At 57.3% G+C, this 19,802-nt stretch carries 20 protein-coding genes and 7 pseudogenes; 13 read left to right on the top strand and 14 right to left on the bottom strand.

Going from position 1 to position 19,802, the window contains the following annotated elements:
* Window positions 1-65 precede the first annotated feature (65 nt).
* The gene (locus N2597_RS31740) at window positions 66-194 is read right to left on the bottom strand and encodes a hypothetical protein (protein WP_010068000.1); all 129 of its coding nucleotides are present in this window, start codon (window positions 192-194) and stop codon (window positions 66-68) included.
* Between the two features lie 130 nt (window positions 195-324).
* Here N2597_RS31740 and N2597_RS31735 point away from each other — a divergent pair, with 130 nt between their 5' ends.
* The 3 genes from N2597_RS31735 to N2597_RS31725 all read left to right on the top strand — a co-directional run bounded on the left by N2597_RS31735 (window position 325) and on the right by N2597_RS31725 (window position 2,415).
* On the top strand, window positions 325-1,296 hold the full coding sequence (locus N2597_RS31735) for a leucine-rich repeat domain-containing protein (protein WP_004680431.1): 972 nt from the start codon (window positions 325-327) through the stop codon (window positions 1,294-1,296).
* Between the two features lie 525 nt (window positions 1,297-1,821).
* Entirely contained in the window at window positions 1,822-2,127 is a 306-nt protein-coding gene (locus N2597_RS31730; RefSeq protein WP_004680432.1) for a hypothetical protein, read from the top strand.
* 42 nt (window positions 2,128-2,169) lie between these two features.
* Window positions 2,170-2,415 (top strand): lysozyme family protein, encoded by a 246-nt coding sequence (locus N2597_RS31725; RefSeq protein ID WP_008536036.1) that lies wholly within the window; start codon window positions 2,170-2,172, stop codon window positions 2,413-2,415.
* A gap of 341 nt (window positions 2,416-2,756) precedes the next feature.
* Here N2597_RS31725 and N2597_RS31720 read toward each other — a convergent pair whose 3' ends face one another.
* A complete protein-coding gene (locus N2597_RS31720; RefSeq protein ID WP_004680434.1) occupies window positions 2,757-3,056 on the bottom strand; it encodes a hypothetical protein in 300 nt (99 codons plus the stop codon).
* Window positions 3,057-3,319: 263 nt separating this feature from the next.
* Window positions 3,320-3,775: a phasin gene (locus N2597_RS31715; protein WP_010024976.1), complete on the bottom strand. Its 456-nt coding sequence runs from the start codon at window positions 3,773-3,775 to the stop codon at window positions 3,320-3,322.
* 436 nt (window positions 3,776-4,211) lie between these two features.
* Here N2597_RS31715 and N2597_RS31710 point away from each other — a divergent pair.
* Window positions 4,212-4,382, top strand: a pseudogene (locus tag N2597_RS31710) (IS66 family transposase); the annotation flags it as partial.
* Window positions 4,383-4,408: 26 nt separating this feature from the next.
* Here N2597_RS31710 and N2597_RS31705 read toward each other — a convergent pair.
* The 4 genes and pseudogenes from N2597_RS31705 to N2597_RS31690 all read right to left on the bottom strand — a co-directional run bounded on the left by N2597_RS31705 (window position 4,409) and on the right by N2597_RS31690 (window position 6,869).
* Window positions 4,409-4,906 carry a helix-turn-helix domain-containing protein gene (locus N2597_RS31705; protein ID WP_225880307.1) on the bottom strand — a complete coding sequence of 166 codons (498 nt, stop codon included), beginning with the start codon at window positions 4,904-4,906 and terminating at the stop codon, window positions 4,409-4,411.
* A 98-nt stretch (window positions 4,907-5,004) separates the two neighbouring features.
* Window positions 5,005-5,463 (bottom strand): hypothetical protein, encoded by a 459-nt coding sequence (locus N2597_RS31700; protein ID WP_032984995.1) that lies wholly within the window; start codon window positions 5,461-5,463, stop codon window positions 5,005-5,007.
* Between the two features lie 136 nt (window positions 5,464-5,599).
* Window positions 5,600-5,809: pseudogene (locus N2597_RS31695) on the bottom strand (DUF5372 family protein); the annotation flags it as partial.
* Window positions 5,810-6,692: 883 nt separating this feature from the next.
* Window positions 6,693-6,869 (bottom strand): DUF3606 domain-containing protein, encoded by a 177-nt coding sequence (locus tag N2597_RS31690; protein ID WP_004668584.1) that lies wholly within the window; start codon window positions 6,867-6,869, stop codon window positions 6,693-6,695.
* Between the two features lie 474 nt (window positions 6,870-7,343).
* Here N2597_RS31690 and N2597_RS31685 point away from each other — a divergent pair, with 474 nt between their 5' ends.
* Entirely contained in the window at window positions 7,344-7,538 is a 195-nt protein-coding gene (locus N2597_RS31685; RefSeq protein WP_010068053.1) for a hypothetical protein, read from the top strand.
* 58 nt (window positions 7,539-7,596) lie between these two features.
* Window positions 7,597-7,707: pseudogene (locus N2597_RS31680) on the top strand (IS630 family transposase); the annotation flags it as partial.
* A gap of 209 nt (window positions 7,708-7,916) precedes the next feature.
* Here the strand turns inward: N2597_RS31680 and N2597_RS31675 are convergent.
* Both N2597_RS31675 and N2597_RS31670 read right to left on the bottom strand, forming a co-directional pair.
* Window positions 7,917-8,094 (bottom strand): annotated as a pseudogene (locus N2597_RS31675) (IS630 family transposase); the annotation flags it as partial.
* Window positions 8,095-8,267: 173 nt separating this feature from the next.
* The gene (locus N2597_RS31670; RefSeq protein ID WP_029875814.1) at window positions 8,268-9,179 is read right to left on the bottom strand and encodes a LysR family transcriptional regulator; all 912 of its coding nucleotides are present in this window, start codon (window positions 9,177-9,179) and stop codon (window positions 8,268-8,270) included.
* A 241-nt stretch (window positions 9,180-9,420) separates the two neighbouring features.
* Between N2597_RS31670 and N2597_RS31665 the strand changes: the two genes are divergently transcribed.
* The 4 genes from N2597_RS31665 to N2597_RS31650 all read left to right on the top strand — a co-directional run bounded on the left by N2597_RS31665 (window position 9,421) and on the right by N2597_RS31650 (window position 13,057).
* Window positions 9,421-10,086, top strand: a complete 666-nt coding sequence (locus tag N2597_RS31665; RefSeq protein ID WP_029875813.1) for an ABC transporter permease subunit — start codon at window positions 9,421-9,423, stop codon at window positions 10,084-10,086.
* A 4-nt stretch (window positions 10,087-10,090) separates the two neighbouring features.
* Complete coding sequence (locus N2597_RS31660; RefSeq protein ID WP_012489511.1) at window positions 10,091-10,840, top strand: ABC transporter permease; 750 nt, start codon at window positions 10,091-10,093, stop codon at window positions 10,838-10,840.
* Between the two features lie 57 nt (window positions 10,841-10,897).
* Window positions 10,898-11,740 (top strand): transporter substrate-binding domain-containing protein, encoded by an 843-nt coding sequence (locus N2597_RS31655; protein WP_012489510.1) that lies wholly within the window; start codon window positions 10,898-10,900, stop codon window positions 11,738-11,740.
* 81 nt (window positions 11,741-11,821) lie between these two features.
* Window positions 11,822-13,057 carry a CapA family protein gene (locus N2597_RS31650; RefSeq protein ID WP_183599850.1) on the top strand — a complete coding sequence of 412 codons (1,236 nt, stop codon included), beginning with the start codon at window positions 11,822-11,824 and terminating at the stop codon, window positions 13,055-13,057.
* A gap of 79 nt (window positions 13,058-13,136) precedes the next feature.
* Here the strand turns inward: N2597_RS31650 and N2597_RS31645 are convergent, their stop codons facing one another.
* From N2597_RS31645 to N2597_RS31630, 4 genes and pseudogenes are all read right to left on the bottom strand, one after another.
* The gene (locus N2597_RS31645) at window positions 13,137-13,622 is read right to left on the bottom strand and encodes a helix-turn-helix domain-containing protein (RefSeq protein ID WP_029875812.1); all 486 of its coding nucleotides are present in this window, start codon (window positions 13,620-13,622) and stop codon (window positions 13,137-13,139) included.
* A 1,277-nt stretch (window positions 13,623-14,899) separates the two neighbouring features.
* A pseudogene (locus N2597_RS31640) lies at window positions 14,900-15,106 on the bottom strand (TrbC/VirB2 family protein); the annotation flags it as partial.
* 14 nt (window positions 15,107-15,120) lie between these two features.
* Window positions 15,121-15,762, bottom strand: a complete 642-nt coding sequence (locus N2597_RS31635; protein WP_009991940.1) for a lysozyme family protein — start codon at window positions 15,760-15,762, stop codon at window positions 15,121-15,123.
* Between the two features lie 3 nt (window positions 15,763-15,765).
* Window positions 15,766-16,302, bottom strand: a pseudogene (locus N2597_RS31630) (hypothetical protein).
* 98 nt (window positions 16,303-16,400) lie between these two features.
* Here N2597_RS31630 and N2597_RS31625 point away from each other — a divergent pair.
* Window positions 16,401-16,772 (top strand): hypothetical protein, encoded by a 372-nt coding sequence (locus N2597_RS31625; RefSeq protein WP_012489483.1) that lies wholly within the window; start codon window positions 16,401-16,403, stop codon window positions 16,770-16,772.
* A 761-nt stretch (window positions 16,773-17,533) separates the two neighbouring features.
* Window positions 17,534-17,716, top strand: a complete 183-nt coding sequence (locus tag N2597_RS31620; protein WP_009993909.1) for a hypothetical protein — start codon at window positions 17,534-17,536, stop codon at window positions 17,714-17,716.
* 110 nt (window positions 17,717-17,826) lie between these two features.
* On the opposite strand, the gene N2597_RS31615 is transcribed toward N2597_RS31620, so the two are convergent.
* Entirely contained in the window at window positions 17,827-18,747 is a 921-nt protein-coding gene (locus N2597_RS31615) for an ArdC family protein (protein WP_029875459.1), read from the bottom strand.
* A 294-nt stretch (window positions 18,748-19,041) separates the two neighbouring features.
* On the opposite strand from N2597_RS31615, the pseudogene groEL reads away from it, so the two are divergent.
* A pseudogene (gene groEL, locus N2597_RS31610) lies at window positions 19,042-19,265 on the top strand (chaperonin GroEL); the annotation flags it as partial.
* Between the last annotated feature and the right edge of the window lie 537 nt (window positions 19,266-19,802).

Below are 19,802 nucleotides of genomic sequence, written 5' to 3'. Positions count from 1 at the left end.
GGCGGGCTCTCGCCTCGAAGCGCTTCTGGCGGAGCGTGGCCGCCTCGAGCAGCAGTCGAAGCCTTTCACCATGCTCGAAGGTGTCTCGCTTCTATTTGCGTTTCGAGTTCCTGATAGGCGCTGGCCATGCCTGTCAGGCCGAGTTTGCGCAGCATGTCAATGGTGGGATTGTTCAACGTCGCGATAAAAATCATGCGCTGTCCAGCTCGAGGGAGGACGCTGGCCATGCCCCCGAAGTATAACGGGATACGAATTTGGTATTGGAAGGAAAGGTCGCGACGGAAGTAACATCAGCAGTGACGCAATGACCTAAGGAACGACGCAATGTACGGCAGAAGGCAGGGGGGTGTTGGCAATAGTTCCGAACAAGGCGGTGAAGACACCTTTAACTGGGTTGAAGGCTTGACTGGCTCCTCGTCCGGCGAAGCGGCACTGAAAGAAATTTTACTGGCCTGGGCGGAAGACGGGCAGCAGGAGCAGGACGAGGACCGGCACGAGGCAATGGCACGGATCGAGGCCTGGACGGAAACCCGCAATTTTCGTGCCCCCCTGAACTTAACATCGCTGTCCCTAACGGCACTGCCCCCCACCTTACCGGCCGGCCTCCAGCGGCTCAACGCCAATGACAACCGGTTGGGCAGGCTGCCCAACAACCTCCCGCCCGGTCTGCGAAAGCTCTCTGCCTGCGACAACCAGCTGACCACGCTGCCTGAGGTTCTTCCGGACATGCTCGAGACGCTCTACGTCGACGGCAACCGGCTGACCAGATTGCCGAACGAGCTTCCTTCCGGACTAAAGTATCTCTACGTCAACCACAACCGGCTGACCAGTTTGCCCGATAACCTGCCGCCTGAGCTCAGGGAGCTTCATGTCACCCGCAACGAAATCGCGCACCTGCCGGAGAATCTCCCCCTCGAATTGACGGATCTCCGCGCCGAACTCAATAATATAATTCGCCTGCCCGAGCGCCTTCCTGCAAAGCTCACGAGGCTCGAAGTCCCTCACAATGAACTGACTAGCCTACCCGAGGACCTCCCGGCCACCCTAAAGTGGCTCAGCACCGACAGTAATGAACTGACCCACCTGCCCCCTAACCTGCCGAGGGGGCTGGAGGAGCTTAGCGTTCGTGGAAACAACCTGAGAGGACTTGGCGACGGGCGAACTGCACTGCCGTACATTCTGTCGCAGCTTCCGCCTCATTGCAAAGTGTACCTGAATAACAATCCGCTGCCAGATCGACTGCGGGCGCACCTGAGCGCGCAAAGCGGGACGAGCCTTCCGCAGATCTTTTTGTGATGCTGCCTGACAAACGGGCCAAACTAGGTCCCTGCGTTTTGAGTAAAAGGCCTTTTGCCGAAGCCATGGCGGTGGGGTGCAGGCCAGGTATGACGCGTGCGGATCAAAAACAATGAGTTTGCAGGTTTATGCCGCTCGCCGGAATGTGTTGAGTTGTGGAAGCAACAGACGTCTCACTGAAGACTATGGCCGGAAAGCCCAGGCTCGGCACTTGTGTCCTTCGGGCGACCTTGCATGCGAGCCAGTTCGTACAAAGGATTACCCGCTATCGCGTACCAGGAGGTGCGACGCTTACGGCCTAGAGGCATTGCCGCCGGTTGGAACGTTCGGAAGCTGGACCCAGATTTCAACAGGCCTCAAGCGCATCCACCATTTCCACATGGTCCACCCCCAGCATCGCGTATTCGTTGATCTAACTACCCGAGACTCCAGCCTACGGGCCTATTTGCATTCGTCGGCGATCGACGACTCTGTCGCCTATTAGTTGAAATAGGGTTTCGTGGCGAGCCAGCAGAGGAACAGCCCATGGATGAGAAAAACAGCCCCATTGTTTGCATCTCGGGTGTAGACGAACGAAAGCTCGGCGCCGCTCTAATCGCGGTCCAATCGGCATTTAGTGTCGCGATTGCGGAACTATCGAAGCTTCACAAAGGGAACAGTCCTCAGTGGTTCGAAGACCTGGAGGAGGTGGTAATCGCTAACGCAAAAGGCACAGTCACCGAGGGCATCTCGCTGGATGTCGAGGTGGAAAGCCTCAAATTCGGCATCGACGTCCTTCGGGCGATCTTAGATGTCAGCCGCGTTGAGCTAGGCTTTGCAGCAAAGGAATAACCTTTCGCCCAAACGAGGTCTCGATGCTATTTGGCGCCGGAGATGTTCGATGCACACTCGAACCTTCGCATGAGTACCGCGCTCGTCGCCAAAGTCGCCCGCATCGTCACCAAATGGTACGGTCGTCCGACAAACCAGGAGGTCTTGCCGCAGATGATCGACGATACGACCTATGCATGGCGCACCGGCGTTTTTGAGGCAACGCGCGTTTTCCATGCGGAAGACCCGGGCGGACCAACCTTCATCGGGGGCAATTTGCGCAAGCCGGACTCCCATGGAAGACAATAACTTGTCGGACGCTGGGCGCACGAGACTGAGGGACACAGCGTTGAAGATGTGCCGACAAGCTCGGCATTAGCGATGCACCCTGTATAGCGGGCAGCGACCGCCTTGCCATGCTTGAAGATGCCCTGAGCCGACACGCCCACAGTTGATAAAGATGTCGACTCAGTACCGCCGGCCGCTCCTCACCTTCTACCTTGCTGAGCCGCCAGCCATTGCGGCTCGTGGCAAGGATTTTTCGGACTCTTCCCGAGAATATGCACAACGCGACGCAGCGCTTGTCGACCCGCTGTTTCGTGAAGTTCGCGCTCGCCAGGAAATGGTGCGTGATGAGCCCTTTGTAAGAGTCACCCTTGCGCCGGCAGTCCGAGACCTCCCCGTTCATCTGGTTCGTCGTCTGGAATCGCAATCGATCGATGATCGACCTCCGCCCCTTCGTCGCAGGGATACACATCAAGTGGCATTGACCTGGACAGCGACCGCTCGCGCTGGAGCGCCGAATACCGGCGGCGCATTTCACCGGACGCAATCGACCCTGCCGTCCAAAGAGCGACCAGTTCCATGAAACCCGGGTCTTCATCGATCCGGATTCCTCGCGCCTTCCAACGCGCGATGACCCGCTCGGCTATGTCCCTGCGTGAATCCATTACCACTTCCCTGCCCCCTGCCCCCTGCCGCCTACGCGGTTAGATACCAAGATGGTGGGTTCTTCGCCAGTTCAAACCGTCCAATATGTCACGCCGGCCGCCCGCGATCCGTTTTCAGGAGCTTGTTAGCTGGAGCTATCGAGATCGCAGGACACACTTTCCAGCTCTCTCCCGACCTGATGGTCCCCGTCACCATCTTTTCCGTCCATGAATAAGGTAGGCCGCCCCCGATCAGTCCAGGCGATTTAAGTGCGAGTCCGCTTTTACGTCGCCTTGAGGTCCGTCAGCACCTTGTCAAAAGCATCCTTGACCGGCTTTGAGATTTCCTCCACCGCCCTGCTTGAGAGCACCCGGACTTCCTTGGCGTGCTGCAAACTTGTCTCAACGCGCTTGCGGAAAAAGGTCGACTGCTGTTCGAGGATCTGCGACGGCGAATTCGCGCCCAGCAAAGCTTGCAAATGTGAGAAGCTGGCCTCGGCGTCGGCCTGCAGTGCAGCGATCGTCTTCCACCACAATTCGTTGCCGAATAGACTTGTCGTTTCGAGGATCGGAGGCAGCATTTTCTGTGTCGCTTCAGCGCCGGACGCAAATTTCAAAAAAGCCTCTGTCACCTTCTTGTTCCCCTTTTCAACAGATGCGCCGAACTGATCTGGCACCTTGAGCGACGATGACCCCGGGTTTTCGATCGTTTCAAAGGATCTTTCGGAAATCTTGGTCATTGCATTTTCCTTCTCTTTGAGTTGGTTGCAAGCTGTGACATCGGGATTGACCCTTCCGCCGGCGGATGCATGGCCGCTTGGTAGAACGCGGATCCGATGACGAACGGTCAGGTGGCCTCCGTTCCGTTCGTTTCATGAACCGGCATAATGCAGACTGCTTTCTGCCGCTTGTAACCAGGGATCAGCAAACACCATGCCAACTGCTCCGACGCGCCAAGAAGATCATTTTCTTTTATCAATGGGCGGGTTGAGGGCAGGTTGATGTGTATTTGACGGAGAGACCGGCGAACAAAACGTTCCAATCACGACAAACCTGACAAAAGTGGCGGATGCCCGACATTTGCGAGAAATGTCGACGGTTGCGCTGGGGACAAGGGAATTCACGTGGACTTCAAATCGCGCCAAGGATCATGTGCCTGTTCGTGGCTAAGGGGCGTTACCCGGAAAATCAAAACTCGCGGAGCTCTCCGCTATTCCATATCGCGCCGCGATATCTTCGAGCGCTTCCTGAAAGACGGCCGCGTCGAAGTGGACTCCACATGTTGAGCGGGCAATCAAGCCCCAGGCGTTAAGAAAAAATAGCCTGTTTGCTGAAGGTGACGAGGGCGCGACATACTCCTCATCTGATGATGTCTATAAAAGAGGATTTTGAACCGGATCCTGAGATATCGGACGCCGGGATCGCCTGGCATCGGCTTCGCGGCGCACGGTTTCGTGTTGAAGGTCGGAAAGCTGGATGATCCACGGCGCTCCGGTGCATAACTGGCGAGCGGGAAGGACACCGCTGCTGACCATCCGGTAGGCGGTAGCTCGACTCACCTTTAGAATGTCGGCGGCCTCGTCGAGGGTTCTCTCACCGCGTTCGGCCCGTTCACCTTCTCGATAGACGGAGATGCCGTGGATGTTGCGAAGACTGCAGACGTGGCTTCGCGTCCAGCTGGCGCCATGCCCTGTCCGCTTGCCGGATCGATTCAAGATCGCTGCGATCGACAAATCGGGCAACTGCCTCGCCAAGTTGCGAACGAGATCGACAACATCAGCCTTAACTGCCCAGCGGGTCTGGCCGATCTTGTTTTTCTTCCCCGTCATCCGGGTGTGATCGCCACCCTGCCAATGAATGACGAGCGCCAATGTGTCGTCAACGGTATCGACAATGATTTCTTTGATCAGCAGCCGAATGATCTTTTCGCGTGTCTCGATAGACGCGTCGGGACCTGTCCCATGCCTTACTATAGATCGCTACCGAGCATCATCAATCTTGTACGGTCGTCGGCCGATAAAGCAGGCGTGTTACGGTCGGTCGAGAGCATCTCGAACTGGACCTCGAGATCACGCAATAGGATCAGCTTCTCATTCCAGCGCCGCTCCAGTTCGCCGGCGACCAACCGATTGCCCGGATCGACAGCATCATACTGGCGGGGCGCCCTGGCAGCCTCGTATTGTGCTTGCTTGATTAAGTTCTCGAGTTGCTGTTGATTGTCGCTATGACGCTGCGTGTGCGCCTCCATTGCCCGCAAGGCCGCCTCGATTCCCAGAGGTTGCAATCGCTCGAGCACCTCCTGCGCCACGGCCCGATCGACCCGCATGCCGCCGAACCCGATACAGTTGCCGACCGCCATGGCGCCGAACGTGCCGCGACAAACATATCGCTGCGTATTGCCGCCTTTCCCGGAGTATTGAATGTGCAATCGGCGACCGCAGCGACCGCAACGGAATAGTCAGGCAACAAAGCTTGGCGCGCAGTTCAACGAGTTTGGTTGCCGAAAGGCGCGGCGCAGCTACGATCTCGATCGAACTTGCCGCAGGATCAAACATCCATGCCGGAATTTGAAATGAACCACCGTGTGCCAGAATGAGCAGATAGTGAACGCCTTCGTGCTCATGGCTGCCGGTTACCAAGACGGTTTGGTCAACCAGTGGATGGAAGGGATAGGTGACCCTTGCTTCAAACGTCGGAAATCCGGCATTATGAACCCGGCTCGGAAGGCGGCGGCAGGACTTGGGCGACGATCGCGACGCTGCTTCAAACTGCATTTTGCCGCGCGCGGCAAAAGCACGTTTATACTGACCAGCAAACTATGCCGATTAACCGACTTTGCCAACGTTTCCGGCACCATAGCAGCCGCCTAGTCGGCATAGCTTAGGGTCTCTCCGTCGCCAAGGAGAGGACACATGAACGCAACTCAGGATCGCATCGCCCTATGCAGGAAGCTAGTCTACAGTCCACATCGGGACGACGATGCACGTGGCACTCGCTAAGCCTGTTTCGGGATCTGATCGACTGGCATGTCGGCAATGGAATACTCCGCAGGATTTAAGCGAGGTTCAGGTCGACCGCTTCCCTGAGCATCGTTTCAAACACTGGAGACCCGACTCGGGCGATTGATCGGCGCTCCGCCGCTCGCCTTTGGCGTTACGGGAGAATGGCTAATACCGACCGCGCTTCCTATTCAGCGCAGTGAGCACGAGAAGATCGACGATGCTGGCCGGTCCCAAAAACGGGATGGCAGCTTCTAGAAGTCGATTGAACGGACCGGTCGGGACCGGCGTCCGCACGCGGTGCCCCACGGTCTGTGGGCCTCTGAATTCTGTTCTGCAGGTAAAGTCAGCCGACGCCGTCGCGTATCGCGACTTTGGAGCTCGTTGGGTTCGCTCGCCAGCCCCTTCCTCATGCGATGCGGCTCCGCCCCTTGCAAGAAACGCTCCGGCGTCCCAATACTTTTGGCTTTGCTCGACGGCGCTGTATCCCGCAGCTTCGATAGCCTTGCTCCGAAACGCTTCCTGCGGGGTCGTCAACTCCTGCAGTCAGGCGCCTTCCGCCGCTGCGTTATGATCCGTCGGAGCCAGACTTTCAGCGGCTGTTTCCGCCGCTGACTTTATGGCTGCGGACCCTCACGGTTGAACTCTCCAACCCGGATTAGTGCCGGTCGAGTTCGGCTTCGACCTTCTTGCGACTGTTGCCTACGTTCTTCACGGTCTTCTTCACCGCTTCCTTGGAAATGCCTTCCTTCCGGGCTTCGTACTTCACCTCGTGATCCTGACCACCTGCGACGCGAGCACGATCCTGGCTGCGGGCTTTGGATGTGGTTGCCATGGTGAGATCCTCCTAATGTCGGTCCTTACGAACGGGCGCCGATTCAATAAGTTCCGGCCTCCGTTATGGTGAGGCGCGCTTCGGCGATGTCGCGGACGCGCTGCACATGGCCTCGGGCGAGATGGTTCACTTCGACGATGAGATCGCGCAAGGCATATCTGCGACCGCAGTTAATCAGTAGCGGACAATTCTTCCCAGGCAGTTGGTACGGCTCGTCGTGTGCCTATGAGCAAACCCATGGATTGATTGTCATAGAAAGCAGGACTAGAACAACAGCGCTAATGCAGGAGCGCTCGGCATCCGAACGCAGAACAAGATCGCGGCGGAAGCCACGCAAGAGCGTCGTCTGCGAAGAGAAACCAAGCGGCTCGGCAGGTTGCGGCTAACCTCTGACCGAGTCGGCACCACGAAGGAGCCAACCCATCGGGGACAGATCCCCCTCAGCCGCTACATCAACGTGATTTGGAGTTTGGAATGGATCAATTTGCTACCGCCGACAACACCTCCGCAGCCGCTCGTCGCCGCGAAGCCAGGATTGCGAAGGGCTACAGCCTTGAGGACCTGGCCATCGCCACCGGACTTACGGTCGAGGAAATCGCAGCGGCCGAGGAACCCCTTCAGATCGTGCCTCAGCACCACCTCGAGCGCATTGAGCATGTGATCTCATAGCTTCCGTCGCCACCGGCACGCGGTCCCGGTTTAGGGGCCGCAGTCAACCACGGAGGGCGCGGAACGAAAGATCGATGCTCTATGGGACGTCCTAGGCGCATTGATGCTCCGCTTCACGCCGACAGAATGCGCAAACTACTTCAGGGCTGCTGGATATGAGCCGGATTGAACAGGATTTGCTCTAGTCGATATTGCGTCCAATTGAAGTGTCATCCGCCATTTTAAGATAACTGCAGAATCACTTAAAGAGAACATGGCACCAATGATCGCACAAACAACCGGTCCGCTTCTGCCAACCGACGCAGTTCCGATTGTCGCGATGTTCTTCTACGATATGGCGCAACTATCTGCTCGGTGGCTTAGGTAAGCCACCGCCGTTCGCGGCTTGTGGCTACTCATCCTGCCGGGCTGCGCTGTCCGTCGCGTCACGCGCCGCACCCAATCGATCGCGATGCTGATGCCAATGCGGAAGCGCTTGGACGCCGCCCGGCACCACACCCCTCCTGTATCACCGCTTCTACAACTTCTCGCGGTTATTCGAAACAGGTCTCGCCATCCAGCTCAGCCTCCTGACCGGCCAGAAGGATGAATCTGATTTGCGTCATAGGGAATCCTTCTCACGGGTCTACCTAAAATCATCCCGCTCTAAGCTTACGCGCACAACTCGCGGTTCAGCATGAACTCGCAACATCTGTTTTACGGTGCGAGGGTCATACCTCGATGCGATCGTCAAGCAGCCCGATCTGTCAAAGCCGCGACTATCTCTTCCAATGCAAATCTTAGGCTATCACTCAGCTTTCGATCTTTTTGCCAAACGACGACGTAGTGATATATTGCCCCTGGATGAAATCGGCGGAACGCGACGCCGAAGTCAGCATATTCTCTCGCGATGATCTCGTTCGTAATCGAAACGCCGATCCCTGCCATAACATAGCCAATGTCGTGGCCATTGGCGTCATATTCCACGGCGATGTCAGGAGCGGTTCCCATATATCGAAGGGCATTGACGCTCATTTGGTGAGAGGCAAATTGCGGGTCGATATCAATGATCGCCTCACCGGCAAGATCTTCGGCAGTGACAAGCTGCTGTGCCGCAAATCGGTGGTTGACCGGAAAAAGACATACGTTGGTGGCCGAGCCGACCGGCACCCAATCAAGAATGCGCTCATCAATAGGCAATCGGGAGATGCCAAGATCCGAGCGGCCGTTTAACACATGATCTGCAATCTGCTCATACGTGCCTGTTTTCACCTGAACGGCGTAAGAGCGGCTTCTCTCCCGAATCCTTTTGACCACTTTCGGCAAGGTCGCGAAGGAAAAAGTGCTTGGCGCCGCGATGCCGATCATTCGCGTATCGTTGTTCCGCAGGAAGTCGATTGACGGTCCGATCCGATCAAGTCCGGCAAACGCCGCGTCGATTGTGCGTAGAAATTCCCATGCCTTGACGGTGGGGATCAACCTGTTGTTTTCCCGGCGGAAGAGCGCGAAGCCGACAGTCTCCTCTAGCTGCTTGATGTTTTGGCTGACCGCCGGCTGGGTTATTCGCAACATCTGCGCTGCGAGCCTTTCCGAGCCGGCGCGCATAACCTCCCGCAATATTTGAAGGTGGCGGATCTTCACTCCGGAGTCGGTGATTTCCATGGCCGGGAATCTCAATCGTGGTCGAGCGACGCGCCTCATAAGTTGCGCTTATTAAAACTTCCTGAATCTTATAAATTGACGGCGGCAAGTCAAAGTATATTTTTGACGTACGCCAAACTTAGAGCGCTGGTTAAGCTAATAAATCCAATCTACCCTCGGTTAAATCTCGGCAAGCTCTTAGTATATGTCGGGATAATACCTTTCCGATTTCGGTGCGCTCGCAAGATATTGGAGACTTGCATTGTACGCATTTGTAGATCAATTTTTATCTGGATTGAAGAACACACTTTTAGTGTTTGCCTTGAGCTGCGCTTTCGGGACCCTATTAGGTTTGCTTATTGCCGTTCTCCGCAACTCGACCCGCAAGTCGGTTTCATCGTGCATGCGGGCCTACACGGGCATCATCCGGGGTGTTCCGGAACTTCTGATCATCCTCCTAACGTATTTCGGCGGAACCGCCCTTTTGAGCGCGATTGCCGGTGGCTACATCGAGATTAATGCATTTGCGGCCGGTGTCGCGGCACTGACCGTCGTGTTCAGTGGGTACGCCGCGGAAATATTCCGTGGTGCGATCAACGCGGTTGCACCAGGCCAACGAGAGGCTGCAGCAGCGCTCGGGCTTTCGAACTCGCAGATTTGGTTTCTGATCATCATTCCCCAGATGATCCCGATCGCTCTGCCGGCATTCTGTAACCTCTGCATCTCCTTGATAAAGGATACATCGCTGATTTCCGTCGTCGGGCTGACGGATGTCATGCGCGTCGCCTATATAGGCGCAGGCTCACTGCGCGCTCCACTCCCCTTCTATCTCGCAGCGTCTGCAATCTACCTCGCCCTCACAAGCCTGTCCCTTCTTTCGTTCCGGTTATTGGAGCGCCGCTATTCGCTCCCGGCGATGAAAGGTTGAGGCAATGAGCATGACCATCGCGCTTGAAGCGTTTCTCACCCTTCCCCGCGGCCTTCTTCTCACTCTGGTTCTGACATTCGCATCGCTTGCCGCAGGCTTCGCCGTCTCGGTCCCGCTCGCCTTCCTACGGGCATCATCAAATCCGTGGGCTTCCGCGCCCGTGCTGGCATATACCTATGCGTTCCGCGGCACGCCACTTCTGGTTCAGCTTTTCCTGATTTACTATGGGATTGGCCAGCTTCCCCTCGTCCGCCAAAGCTTTCTATGGGCCGTGATGCGAGAGCCGTTCTGGTGCGCCTTCATTGCTTTCACCCTGAACAGCGCCGCCCATACGACAGAAGTTCTGCGCGGCGGGATCCAGGCGGTCCCGCGTGGGCAGATTGAAGCGGCCAAAGCCTTGGGCCTTTCCCGTTTCCACACTGCCCGTCTTATCGTGTTCCCTTTGACCCTCAGGATCGCTCTTCCCGCCTATGCAAATGAGGTGGTTGGAATGCTGAAGGCAAGCTCCCTTGCAAGCACCATCACGCTGCTTGAGGTGACCGGGCTCGCCCGACAGCTGGTGTCGGAGACATTCGCCCCATACGAGGTCTTCATTGCCGCGGGGGCTTTCTATCTGCTGCTTACCCTCTTGATCACGCAAGGTTTCCAGATGCTGGAGACGCGTTGGACGCCGACGGCAAACCGTCCACCGCCGACGCAACCTGTACCTCGAAGAGCGAACGGAAAGCCGCCTCTCGCCTCGGCTGAAACTTGACGCCAGCCCACATCCCGGACGCCAACAATCAAACTCAGCAATGAAAGGAACATCGTCGTGAAACGAACACTTCTGCTTGCCCTGTCTCTTGTCGTCTGCGCCAACAACGCGGGAGCAATGGACAGGAAGACACTGACAATCGCCTCTGAAGGTGCTTCGCCGCCCTGGAATGCCATCACCCCCCAAGGGGAGCTCGCCGGCTTTGACATCGACGTCGGCCGCGATCTTTGCCGGAGGATGAAGTTCGAGTGCACTTTCGTGCCTCAGGACTGGGACGGAATCATACCGGCGCTCACCGTTGGAAAGTTCGATGCCATCATGTCGGGGATGGCGATAACTGAGAAGCGGAAGAAATCGATCGCTTTTTCCAAGCCCTACGCCGGAGGTTTCAACCAACTCGTCATACGCAAAGATCTCGATCTTCCGCCCACGGATACGTCGGCCGAGCTCGACCTCACAACTATCGACCCTGAAAAGCAGGCAAAGATTGAGGAGCTTCGAGCCGCTCTCAACGGCAGAACTCTAGGCGTATTGCGATCATCGAATTCGGAAGCGGTGCTCAATGAACTGTTCGGAAAGGTCGCGACGATCAGGAGCTACGATTCCCAGGACAACATGCATCTCGATCTCGTAGCTGAGCGCATCGATGGCGGCCTTGCCGACTATTTCACCTGGAAAGCCTTCCTCGACAGCACGGATGGCGGGATTGCAACGCTCTACGGCCCGCGGCTCTCCGGTGGCCTGTGGGGCCCGGGTGTCGGCGTCGGGCTTCGGCAAGACGACGGCGAACTGGTTGCGGCATTCGATAGCGCCATCGAGGCCGCCACGAGCGACGGAACCCTGAAGCGGCTGAGCGAGCAATGGTTCAAGATCGATGTTTCGCCGCAGACATCGAACTAGACACTGGCTCTACGACACGCATTTCCCCCGAAGCCATAGCGCGTGAGCAGTCGGCAGTCCCAAAGATCGAAGGTAAACCATATGTCCGCACCCTTTTCCATTGCTGTCACCGGCCAGTCGCTCATCCGTCATGATCTTCGAGCGATCGGCGATCCACGGCTCGCTGAGATCGCCGAGATCCTCAAAGCAAGCGATGTTGCCTTCACCAATCTCGAGACGACTATCTATGGTCGTCATGGTGGATGGCCGCTCAAAGGCAGCTATTTCGGCGCTGCAGCGCCGGATGTCTTGGCCGCGTTGAAGGAGCTCGGTTTCAATAGCCTGGCTCTGGCGAACAACCATGCTTTCGATCTTGGACCGCCGGGGATCCTCTCGACGCTGGAGGAGGTTGCGGCACACAATTTCCTGCATGCCGGCATCGGCCACAACAAGCATCACGCTTCCACGGCACAGAAAATGACGTTCGGATCCCGAAATGTTGCGCTGATTGCCATGGACGCTGGGCCAGGCCCGTCTTTCATGTACGCTGAGGACGCAACTGAGGGCAGGATAGCAAGGCCCGGCATCAATAGGCTGAAGGTCTCCAGGGTATTCGACCTGGAAACGGGAACATTCAACCTGCTTCGCTCCATTCAAGAGCGTCTTCTAAGTTCGCCCTTGGAGCGCGCGAACTATGCCCAGCCGGAGAATCCGCCTGATCTTCATGGCCAAGACGAAATTGATTTCTATGGAACCGTGTTTCGCAGATCAGATGAGACGGCTCGCCGCATCGTCGTGGACCGGCACAGCGCCTGGGCTCACCTTTCGGCGATCGCGGAAGAAGCGGGCCGCGACACACTCGTCATCGTGTATTTGCATCATCACCATTGGGAGCCGAACTGGCAGCAAGTCCCCGCCTGGGTGCGAGAATTTGCGCACGATTGCGTGAACGCGGGCGCAGGCCTCTTTGTCAGCCATGGCGCTCCGGTCCTTCAAGCGGTCGAGATATATCGGAATACGCCAATTTTCTACGGCCTTGGCAACTTCCTCTTCCATACGGAAAAGGACGAACAGGAATGGAGCCCGCCGGAGGTGTGGAGAAGCGTCATCGCGACCTGCAATTTTGAATCTAGCGGACGGCTGGAGAATATCCGCTTGCGCCCGATTGTGATCGGGGGAACCGAGGCATTATCCAATCCTGCACGCGATCGCCTCCCCTTCCCTGTGCTTGCCGATGGCAGAACGGCGGCAGATATCCTTGACGATCTTGCCCACCGCAGTACCGGTTTTGGCACTGTGCTTGACCGAGAGAAGAACGTCGGCCAGATCGTTTTTTAGATGCGGAATAAACCTGCAGTGCGCGACGAGAACTTTACGAACCGCTGACCAATTTGCGGCCGCGCTCTTGTTGGTCTTTTCATGGGGAAACGTCCTTGTGTTCTTCCATCTCTTCATCGACAATCGAGCTGACGAGGGCAACGACCCGGCTGCGCACACGCGGAGAAAGGAGCAAAACGTCGTCTATCAGACGCCGTCCCTCCGCCGTGGAAATGTAGGCAATCTTCTCATCGATCTCTGTTATGATTTGCTGGCCCTGAGTGGTTTCGGGATCTGGAAGACCTTCGAAAAACCTCGAAACAGGGATCTTGAGGCAATTGGCAAGCTCGTAGAGCATCGAAGCGCTGACGCGGTTCTTACCGCTTTCATATTTTTGTACCTGCTGCAAACTGACCCCGATGCCGGCGCCGAGATCCCCTAGGGATACATTCGACTGCATTCGGCGGATACGGATTTGCTGTCCGACATGCCGATCAACTGGATGCACCAACTCGCGCGCTACATTCGACTGTTCGGCTTGCGCAGGCCTCGAAGTCCGGACCTGTGCTGCTGCATAGCGCTTCATGGTGGACACCCCGATGGAGAGTTTCACGCGGTGCGCCCCCGCGGAATAACTCGCTCAACCCACTGATCGGGGAGTTAGAACACCGTGCTAGACGGCCCTGTGGCCTTTAGTTCCGAGGAACCTGGACATACGCCACAGGCTCCTCGACCGAAGGTCAAGGAGTGTGGTGCCGAATCGGCCGACACCAACCGCTAACAGGGGGTTCTAATCCCCAAGGCAGCGCGTACTGCCTCGCTGCCAAAGTTAGTTGAAATCCGCCCGCCGCGCAACCGAATTCTTTACAAGATTCAATAGCTTCGCTTTACGCGCGGACACTTGTCTCAAAAGCGAGAGGTCACGCTTCGGGCGGTAAAGTGGTCAGAAAACCAAAGGAGGTGCGATCAGCGGAACGCCCATTGCGAGGATTGTCTGCCCACTCTCCCGGAGGAATAGGCTACCGCAAGCTCCGCCCATAGGGGGGCCTGGGTGAAGCTGGAAAGGGGCCCGCAAGCGTCGATAATGCTCATCTTGCCGAACTGCCCGAGAAGCGTTTCAATTCCCCCACGGCTAAAAGCATTCAACAGCGAAAATGGCTCGCACGGCGAGGAGATGATGCGATGGCCCCAAACCCCCGGCCGTTCGTCCTTTGACAGTGCGTTGAGAAGCTGTGTGTCACGATGGTTGTTCCTCAACGCCTCGCAGAATGCCCAGCGCATCAACGGATAATAGATCGTATGCCGACTTCCACCCAGGACACGCACGCCAGGCAGGATCGACGTTACGATGAACATCAGCAGAAGGTTCGGAACGATCCGGCCAGTTCTCAGGGCCTCCACAAGACTTGGCGGCGAGAATTCAACACAGACATCATCTGTCTCCTTCGACCGGAGGACCCTGCCATCCAGCCAAAGTGGAAAAAGCCGCCCTTCAATGCAGCCCCAGAAAAAATGCGTCGAGTTTTTCAGCCAGCCTCGCCAAGCCGTGTCAGCGAGTTGATCGATGAAATGGATGAGGCGCATCGCGAATGCTCGGTCCTCGATCAACGAGGCTCGCAGCCAGGACCGGCCATCGGAAAGGTGGTCCGCGACCAGATCGGCAACGTCGCTATCATCAAGCTGAAGAAAGTCCACCTGGCTCTCAGAATACCGCTTCCAGAGGCAAAGATTTGCCGCTTTGATCGCCTCTGCCGCCGACTGGAATTCGCCAAGAGGCAAAAGGTCTCGCAAGTAGGAAATTGCCTCCGAGTCATCACCGGGCCTGTCGACGTTTTGAAGATGGAATCTGTAGCAGCCGTTTCTGCCAAGAATCCAGGCGATGCAGATGATGATGACGGCGATGACCGCCAGCAGACGGGCGATATTGCCTGTCAGCATGTCGACGATGTTCTGCAGCACGGTTTCGATGCCGGCGGCCTGGGCGAAAGCTGGCTCGACCAAGCAGATGACAATGGCGGCCGCCATGAGCGTGGATGCGGCAAGGGGGCGAAGACTGGCTTTGGAGATCATTCACTTTGCTCCGATCAATCATTCTGGAAAACGAGAACCGTGGATCGCCGCCCTGAGCTGAAAACATCCCAGGATGCGGCCTCAGCGGTTTGGGAGGATTGTTTCGCAAGCGCCGGCGGCGCCTCATCTTGCGTCGGCACGCCAGACCCGGCCTGGTCAGCGCGTTCGCCAATCGTGAGCGAGGCAAGCGTCGGCAATAACTGCTTTGCTTCCTGGCGTACCTGCTCGTCATATTTGACCATGGCGCCGAGGGATCGATCATCGCGGCCATAATAGGACTGGAGCATCACCCTTTCGGCCTGAGCCGGATCCCCCGCGCGTAATGCGGCGCGGTAGTATCCGTCGAGAAGCGTAGCCGTGGCCTTGAGGTTCATGCAGGGATCGAAGGCGTCGACGACGGATAGCTTCAGTTTTTGGAGCGCCTCGATGCCAATACCGCCAAGGCCGATCTGAATATCCTGGCGATCGGCAATCAGAGACGTGGCAACCTCGATCGCTTCGGCCTTCGATGCGGGTTGAGCGGCGAGTGGCGGGGCGCTGTTGATGCGGATGGCGAAGGGCTGAAACCGGCTCTCAAGGCTGACAATGCCGGCCAGCGTCTCGACCTGAACCATCGGCGCACAGGTTTGCGCGATTTCGACGAATGCAGCACCCATCGGTCAGTACCAAACGCGCTGTTTACCGGCGCCGTCGATGGTGACATCGACATAGTGCGGCTGCGATCGCACATTCGGGCGCGTTATCGGATAGCCCATGCACTGGCGGTGCCCGTCCACGCGCTGCCAATGTGGCGACAGGACCGAATTGTCCCGGGAAGCATAGTCGTTCCCATCCCAGCAGAGGCTGTTGCTGACCGGCTGCGGCGATGTCGACACGCAGCTTGCTTGCCGACCGCCGCGACCGCTATCAGTCGTGAGCTTGTACCCCGCATCGCAATAATAGGGTTCATAGACCGGCCGCGAACTCTGAAAACCGACGCCGCTTCAGGTCGGGAATGAGTGGCCCTCGGCAAGCTCCCGCCACAGCTTCTGGATCGGCGGCCGGCATTCTGCATATTGCGTCGGCCCGCCGGGATTGGAAAGGCATAGGATAACCTGGCATCCCCAATCCTCGGCCCGCGCTTTACTGCCGAAAATAAGATAGGGTGGCGCAACGAAGCAGACCGTAAGCAGTGAATTCAGGAGAAGGCTTTTCATGAACAGGATCCTTCGAGACGATGGCGCCGTATCGCGTTTCGGGAGACCCAATCCGCCTGCCCGCATTCATACTGCCGTATATAACATAGTTAAATGACATGACAAGCGCGATTAAAACGCAATGGCACAACCTTGCCTTCTCGGGACTTATTCTCCATGAGATCCTCGACCATCCGCTGGAGGACGAGACCCCGCAGGCGAGGCTGAAGCAGATCGGCATGATGACGATCCTCTACACCATGACTCAGGCCCACCAGAAGCTAACACTCTCTAATATCATTGAGATTACCGAGCTAACACGCAGCGGTGTGAAGGAGACGGTCGACCTTTTGGTAAAGCGGGGAATGCTGGTGGAGACGATGGGGAAGAACTCCATGGGCCGCGGGACGGCGCGGCAATTCGAGATCTCTGAGGACCTCCTGAGCAAGCTGAGCTCTTTCCGCACCAGCCAGGAGGCGGGGTTAAACTGACTGATTTTCGGCTTTAATGGAGTGAGATGCGAATCATCTGGCAGTCCCGATCGTATGGTTGCCGGCAGCGATCCGGGGGCAACCCGCCCGCAGGCGGGTTCCACTCAAACAATGAAGAGTATCGGAGAAATCAGCATAGCGGCGCCGTCAGGCGGATTTCGGGAATTCTCGACACGCTAAGGGCGGAACAAGGGCAGCCGCAGGAGCCTCAGCATAGCGGCCGTCAGGGAGGCGGGACCGACTGCCCCCGCCCGTGCGTTCCCTATCTCCGTCGCCGCTCAGCATATGGAGCGCGTTGCGCACCGGCGAACTCGGCTGGAACATGACCTACCGGTGAGGGCGCCGATGGTTGGCTCTCCAGTGTCTATCCGGCATTACGCGCCAAGCGAAAACAGATTTCATGAACGGGTCCAACGCGTTTGGACGGAGAGATCGCTAATCCCAGGCAGGATCTGACGAAACAGGAAAGACGTTGTTTGCAGCTTTTATCCGACGGCGATAGTGACGGTGCTATCCATAGGAGACTGAAACTTATCCATTCAAACCGTCCGCCTCCATCTTTCCAATGCGCGCCAGCGGCTGCAGGCACCCGCTCGTGTTGAGGCCGCGGCCAAAGCTGTCAGCGCAAATTTATCAAAGCAATATTTTTTGCTAGTTCCAAATAGATCATCCGACGACCCGCTGTCATCAACGCTTCTCTCGATGCTACGCACGACGACTCGTTCGCGCGGGACATCGTTCTCGTTCGCCCTCGGCGGACGATGGCTTCCGCCATCGCGATGCTAAGGGAGGATCTGCCGGAGGAGGTTGTAAGCCTGCACAGTCGCGTGATTTTCAGCATCGACGGTCGAGGGGATGCGCTGGTTCTCACCACGGGCCGCATGACGACGCCGTCGGAATACTTCGCGCGTCACTTCAATATGCCGGTGAACACGCCCCACTAGCTGCGCGAGGTCAATGCCTGACGATTTTAGACGCCGGTTCGCGGGATAGGAGCTTCCGGCCGTCGGGTCGCGGCAGTGGGCGGCGTCCGGGTGGCGAAGAAGGAGACGGCTCACGCCGCCTCCTCCTCGTTGAGGTCCGGCTGCAAGTCATGCAGATAGTCGACCGCGCGCTGGGCATGAGCTGCCGCTGAAAAGATGGCACGCTTGTCGCTGCCGAGAACCTTGAGCCAGTCATCGAGATAGCTTGCATGGTCGGGGCGTGGTTCGAGCTCGGGGACGATACCAAGATCGGCGCAGAGAAAGCAGCTGCCGAGTTCGGCAATGAGCTCTTCGCGGGCGCGTTCGCTCCTGTCTTTCGCATAGCGGCTGAGATCCCGATCGAGCCTTCGCGGTGCAGCGGTCCAGTGCGTCATCTCGTGACTGAGAACGGCGACATAGGATGCATCGTCCCGGAAAGCGTCGAAGCACGGCATCTGGATGTAGTCACGGGCAGCAGCATAATAGGCCGCCGATCCTCCATGGCGGATCAGGGCGCCGGTATTGGCAAAGAAGCGGCCGGCAGCACCGATGCGGCTCATCCAATCCTGGTCAGGCGCGATGGAATGGGCAAGGCCATCAAGGCCGGTGATCTGGTCGGTGTTGAACACGGTGTAGGTTTTGAGGAAGGGGATGTCGCGTTCGATTTCGGCGCCTGTCTCCGTCGTCTCGGCGCGGATGAAAGAGCTGGCGAAGACGACGGTCGTGCCGGTTTCGCCCCTGCGGACGGCGCCGCCGAGCTCGATTGCCTGGCGAAACGTCATCCACCTTGGTGATGCAAAGCCGCGGGCGATGGCTTCAGACCAGAGGAGCAGAGCATTGATGCCGGTGTAGGGTTGGCCATTGTGGCGCAGTGGCCGGCTGACCTCGGCTGTCCAGCCTCCCGTCGTCCATGGCTTGGTCCATGGACGGACGCCCTGTTTGAGATCGGCGATGATCTTGGTGGTGATGCGGCGGTAGATATCGGATCGTTGATTGGATTGCTGCCTGTTCATCTCTGAACCTCCGTTCGAGGTCGCGGCCATCGCGACCTGCTACGGCGGTCCAAAAGCCAGGCTGCAAGTGCGGCCAGCACCCGCAGGGCCGCAACGAAGTGAAGGACGGCAAAGCCGTTGCGGGCAGCGCGAGCCTGGCAGGACCAAAAGCCGGGGCAGGACGGGATGCAGCAACACCACGGCGAGACAGGTTTGAAACCCAGGCAGAAATGAAAAATCCAGTCTATTACGCAAGGCGGGAGCGTCCGGGATGAATCGATGGACCCGAAGCGTGGCATCGACCTTGCGCGGCCGTTCCTCGTCGACGCAATGGAGAAGGTTAGCAACGAGAGTGCCATTTCGTCGAGGAAGCCAAGACCGCCGAGACCAAACTCGTAGTCTTCGCGCGCATGCAATTCGACCCGTACCTCAGCCCCTACTTCGTCGCCAACCAGGACAAGATGCGGGTAGAGTTCGAGGATCCGTATATCCTCATCCACGAAAAGAAGCTATCGAACCTGCAGTCCTTGCTGCCGGTAAGTTGAGGTCTGATGGAGCATTCCAATCGGCCGACCGCCTTCAGCAAATAGGCAGAACCATTACGAAATCACGGCGCAATCACTGGCGTTTTTTTTCCGCCACCCGTTCAAATGGCCGAAAGTTTCGAGTTGATCGAATTGAAGCTCCCGTGTTCGGGAAGTGGTGGGATCCGGGAACGTTTGGCAAGATTCAACGAACCACTGGCCGCCACGCCCAGAGAGGGTCATAGGGAATACGATGACAAGCGCGGACGCTCAGTCGTTCAGTCAGGTTGCGAGCACGTATCAGCTTGGGATCGGTATGACTCACATAGCGCCTCCAACTGATTTACGGCACTAGCCAAATCGTGAAGTTCCGATTTCAGCGATTGGATGATGTCGAAATGTCCGGAGCCATTCGAATTCGCAGTTGAACTTTTCAAATCCGCAGAATTTCTATTCGGATGGGGAAATGGGATGAGCTTTTGCACGGTTATGCTTTTGACGATATTGACTCAGAATAGTAGATTGTACTGGGCAAGTCTTTGCAATGGCAAT

The organism is Rhizobium sophoriradicis (assembly GCF_025200795.1).
In the GTDB taxonomy this organism is placed as follows: domain Bacteria; phylum Pseudomonadota; class Alphaproteobacteria; order Rhizobiales; family Rhizobiaceae; genus Rhizobium; species Rhizobium sophoriradicis.
This window is presented reverse-complemented; position numbering and strand designations above follow the sequence as displayed.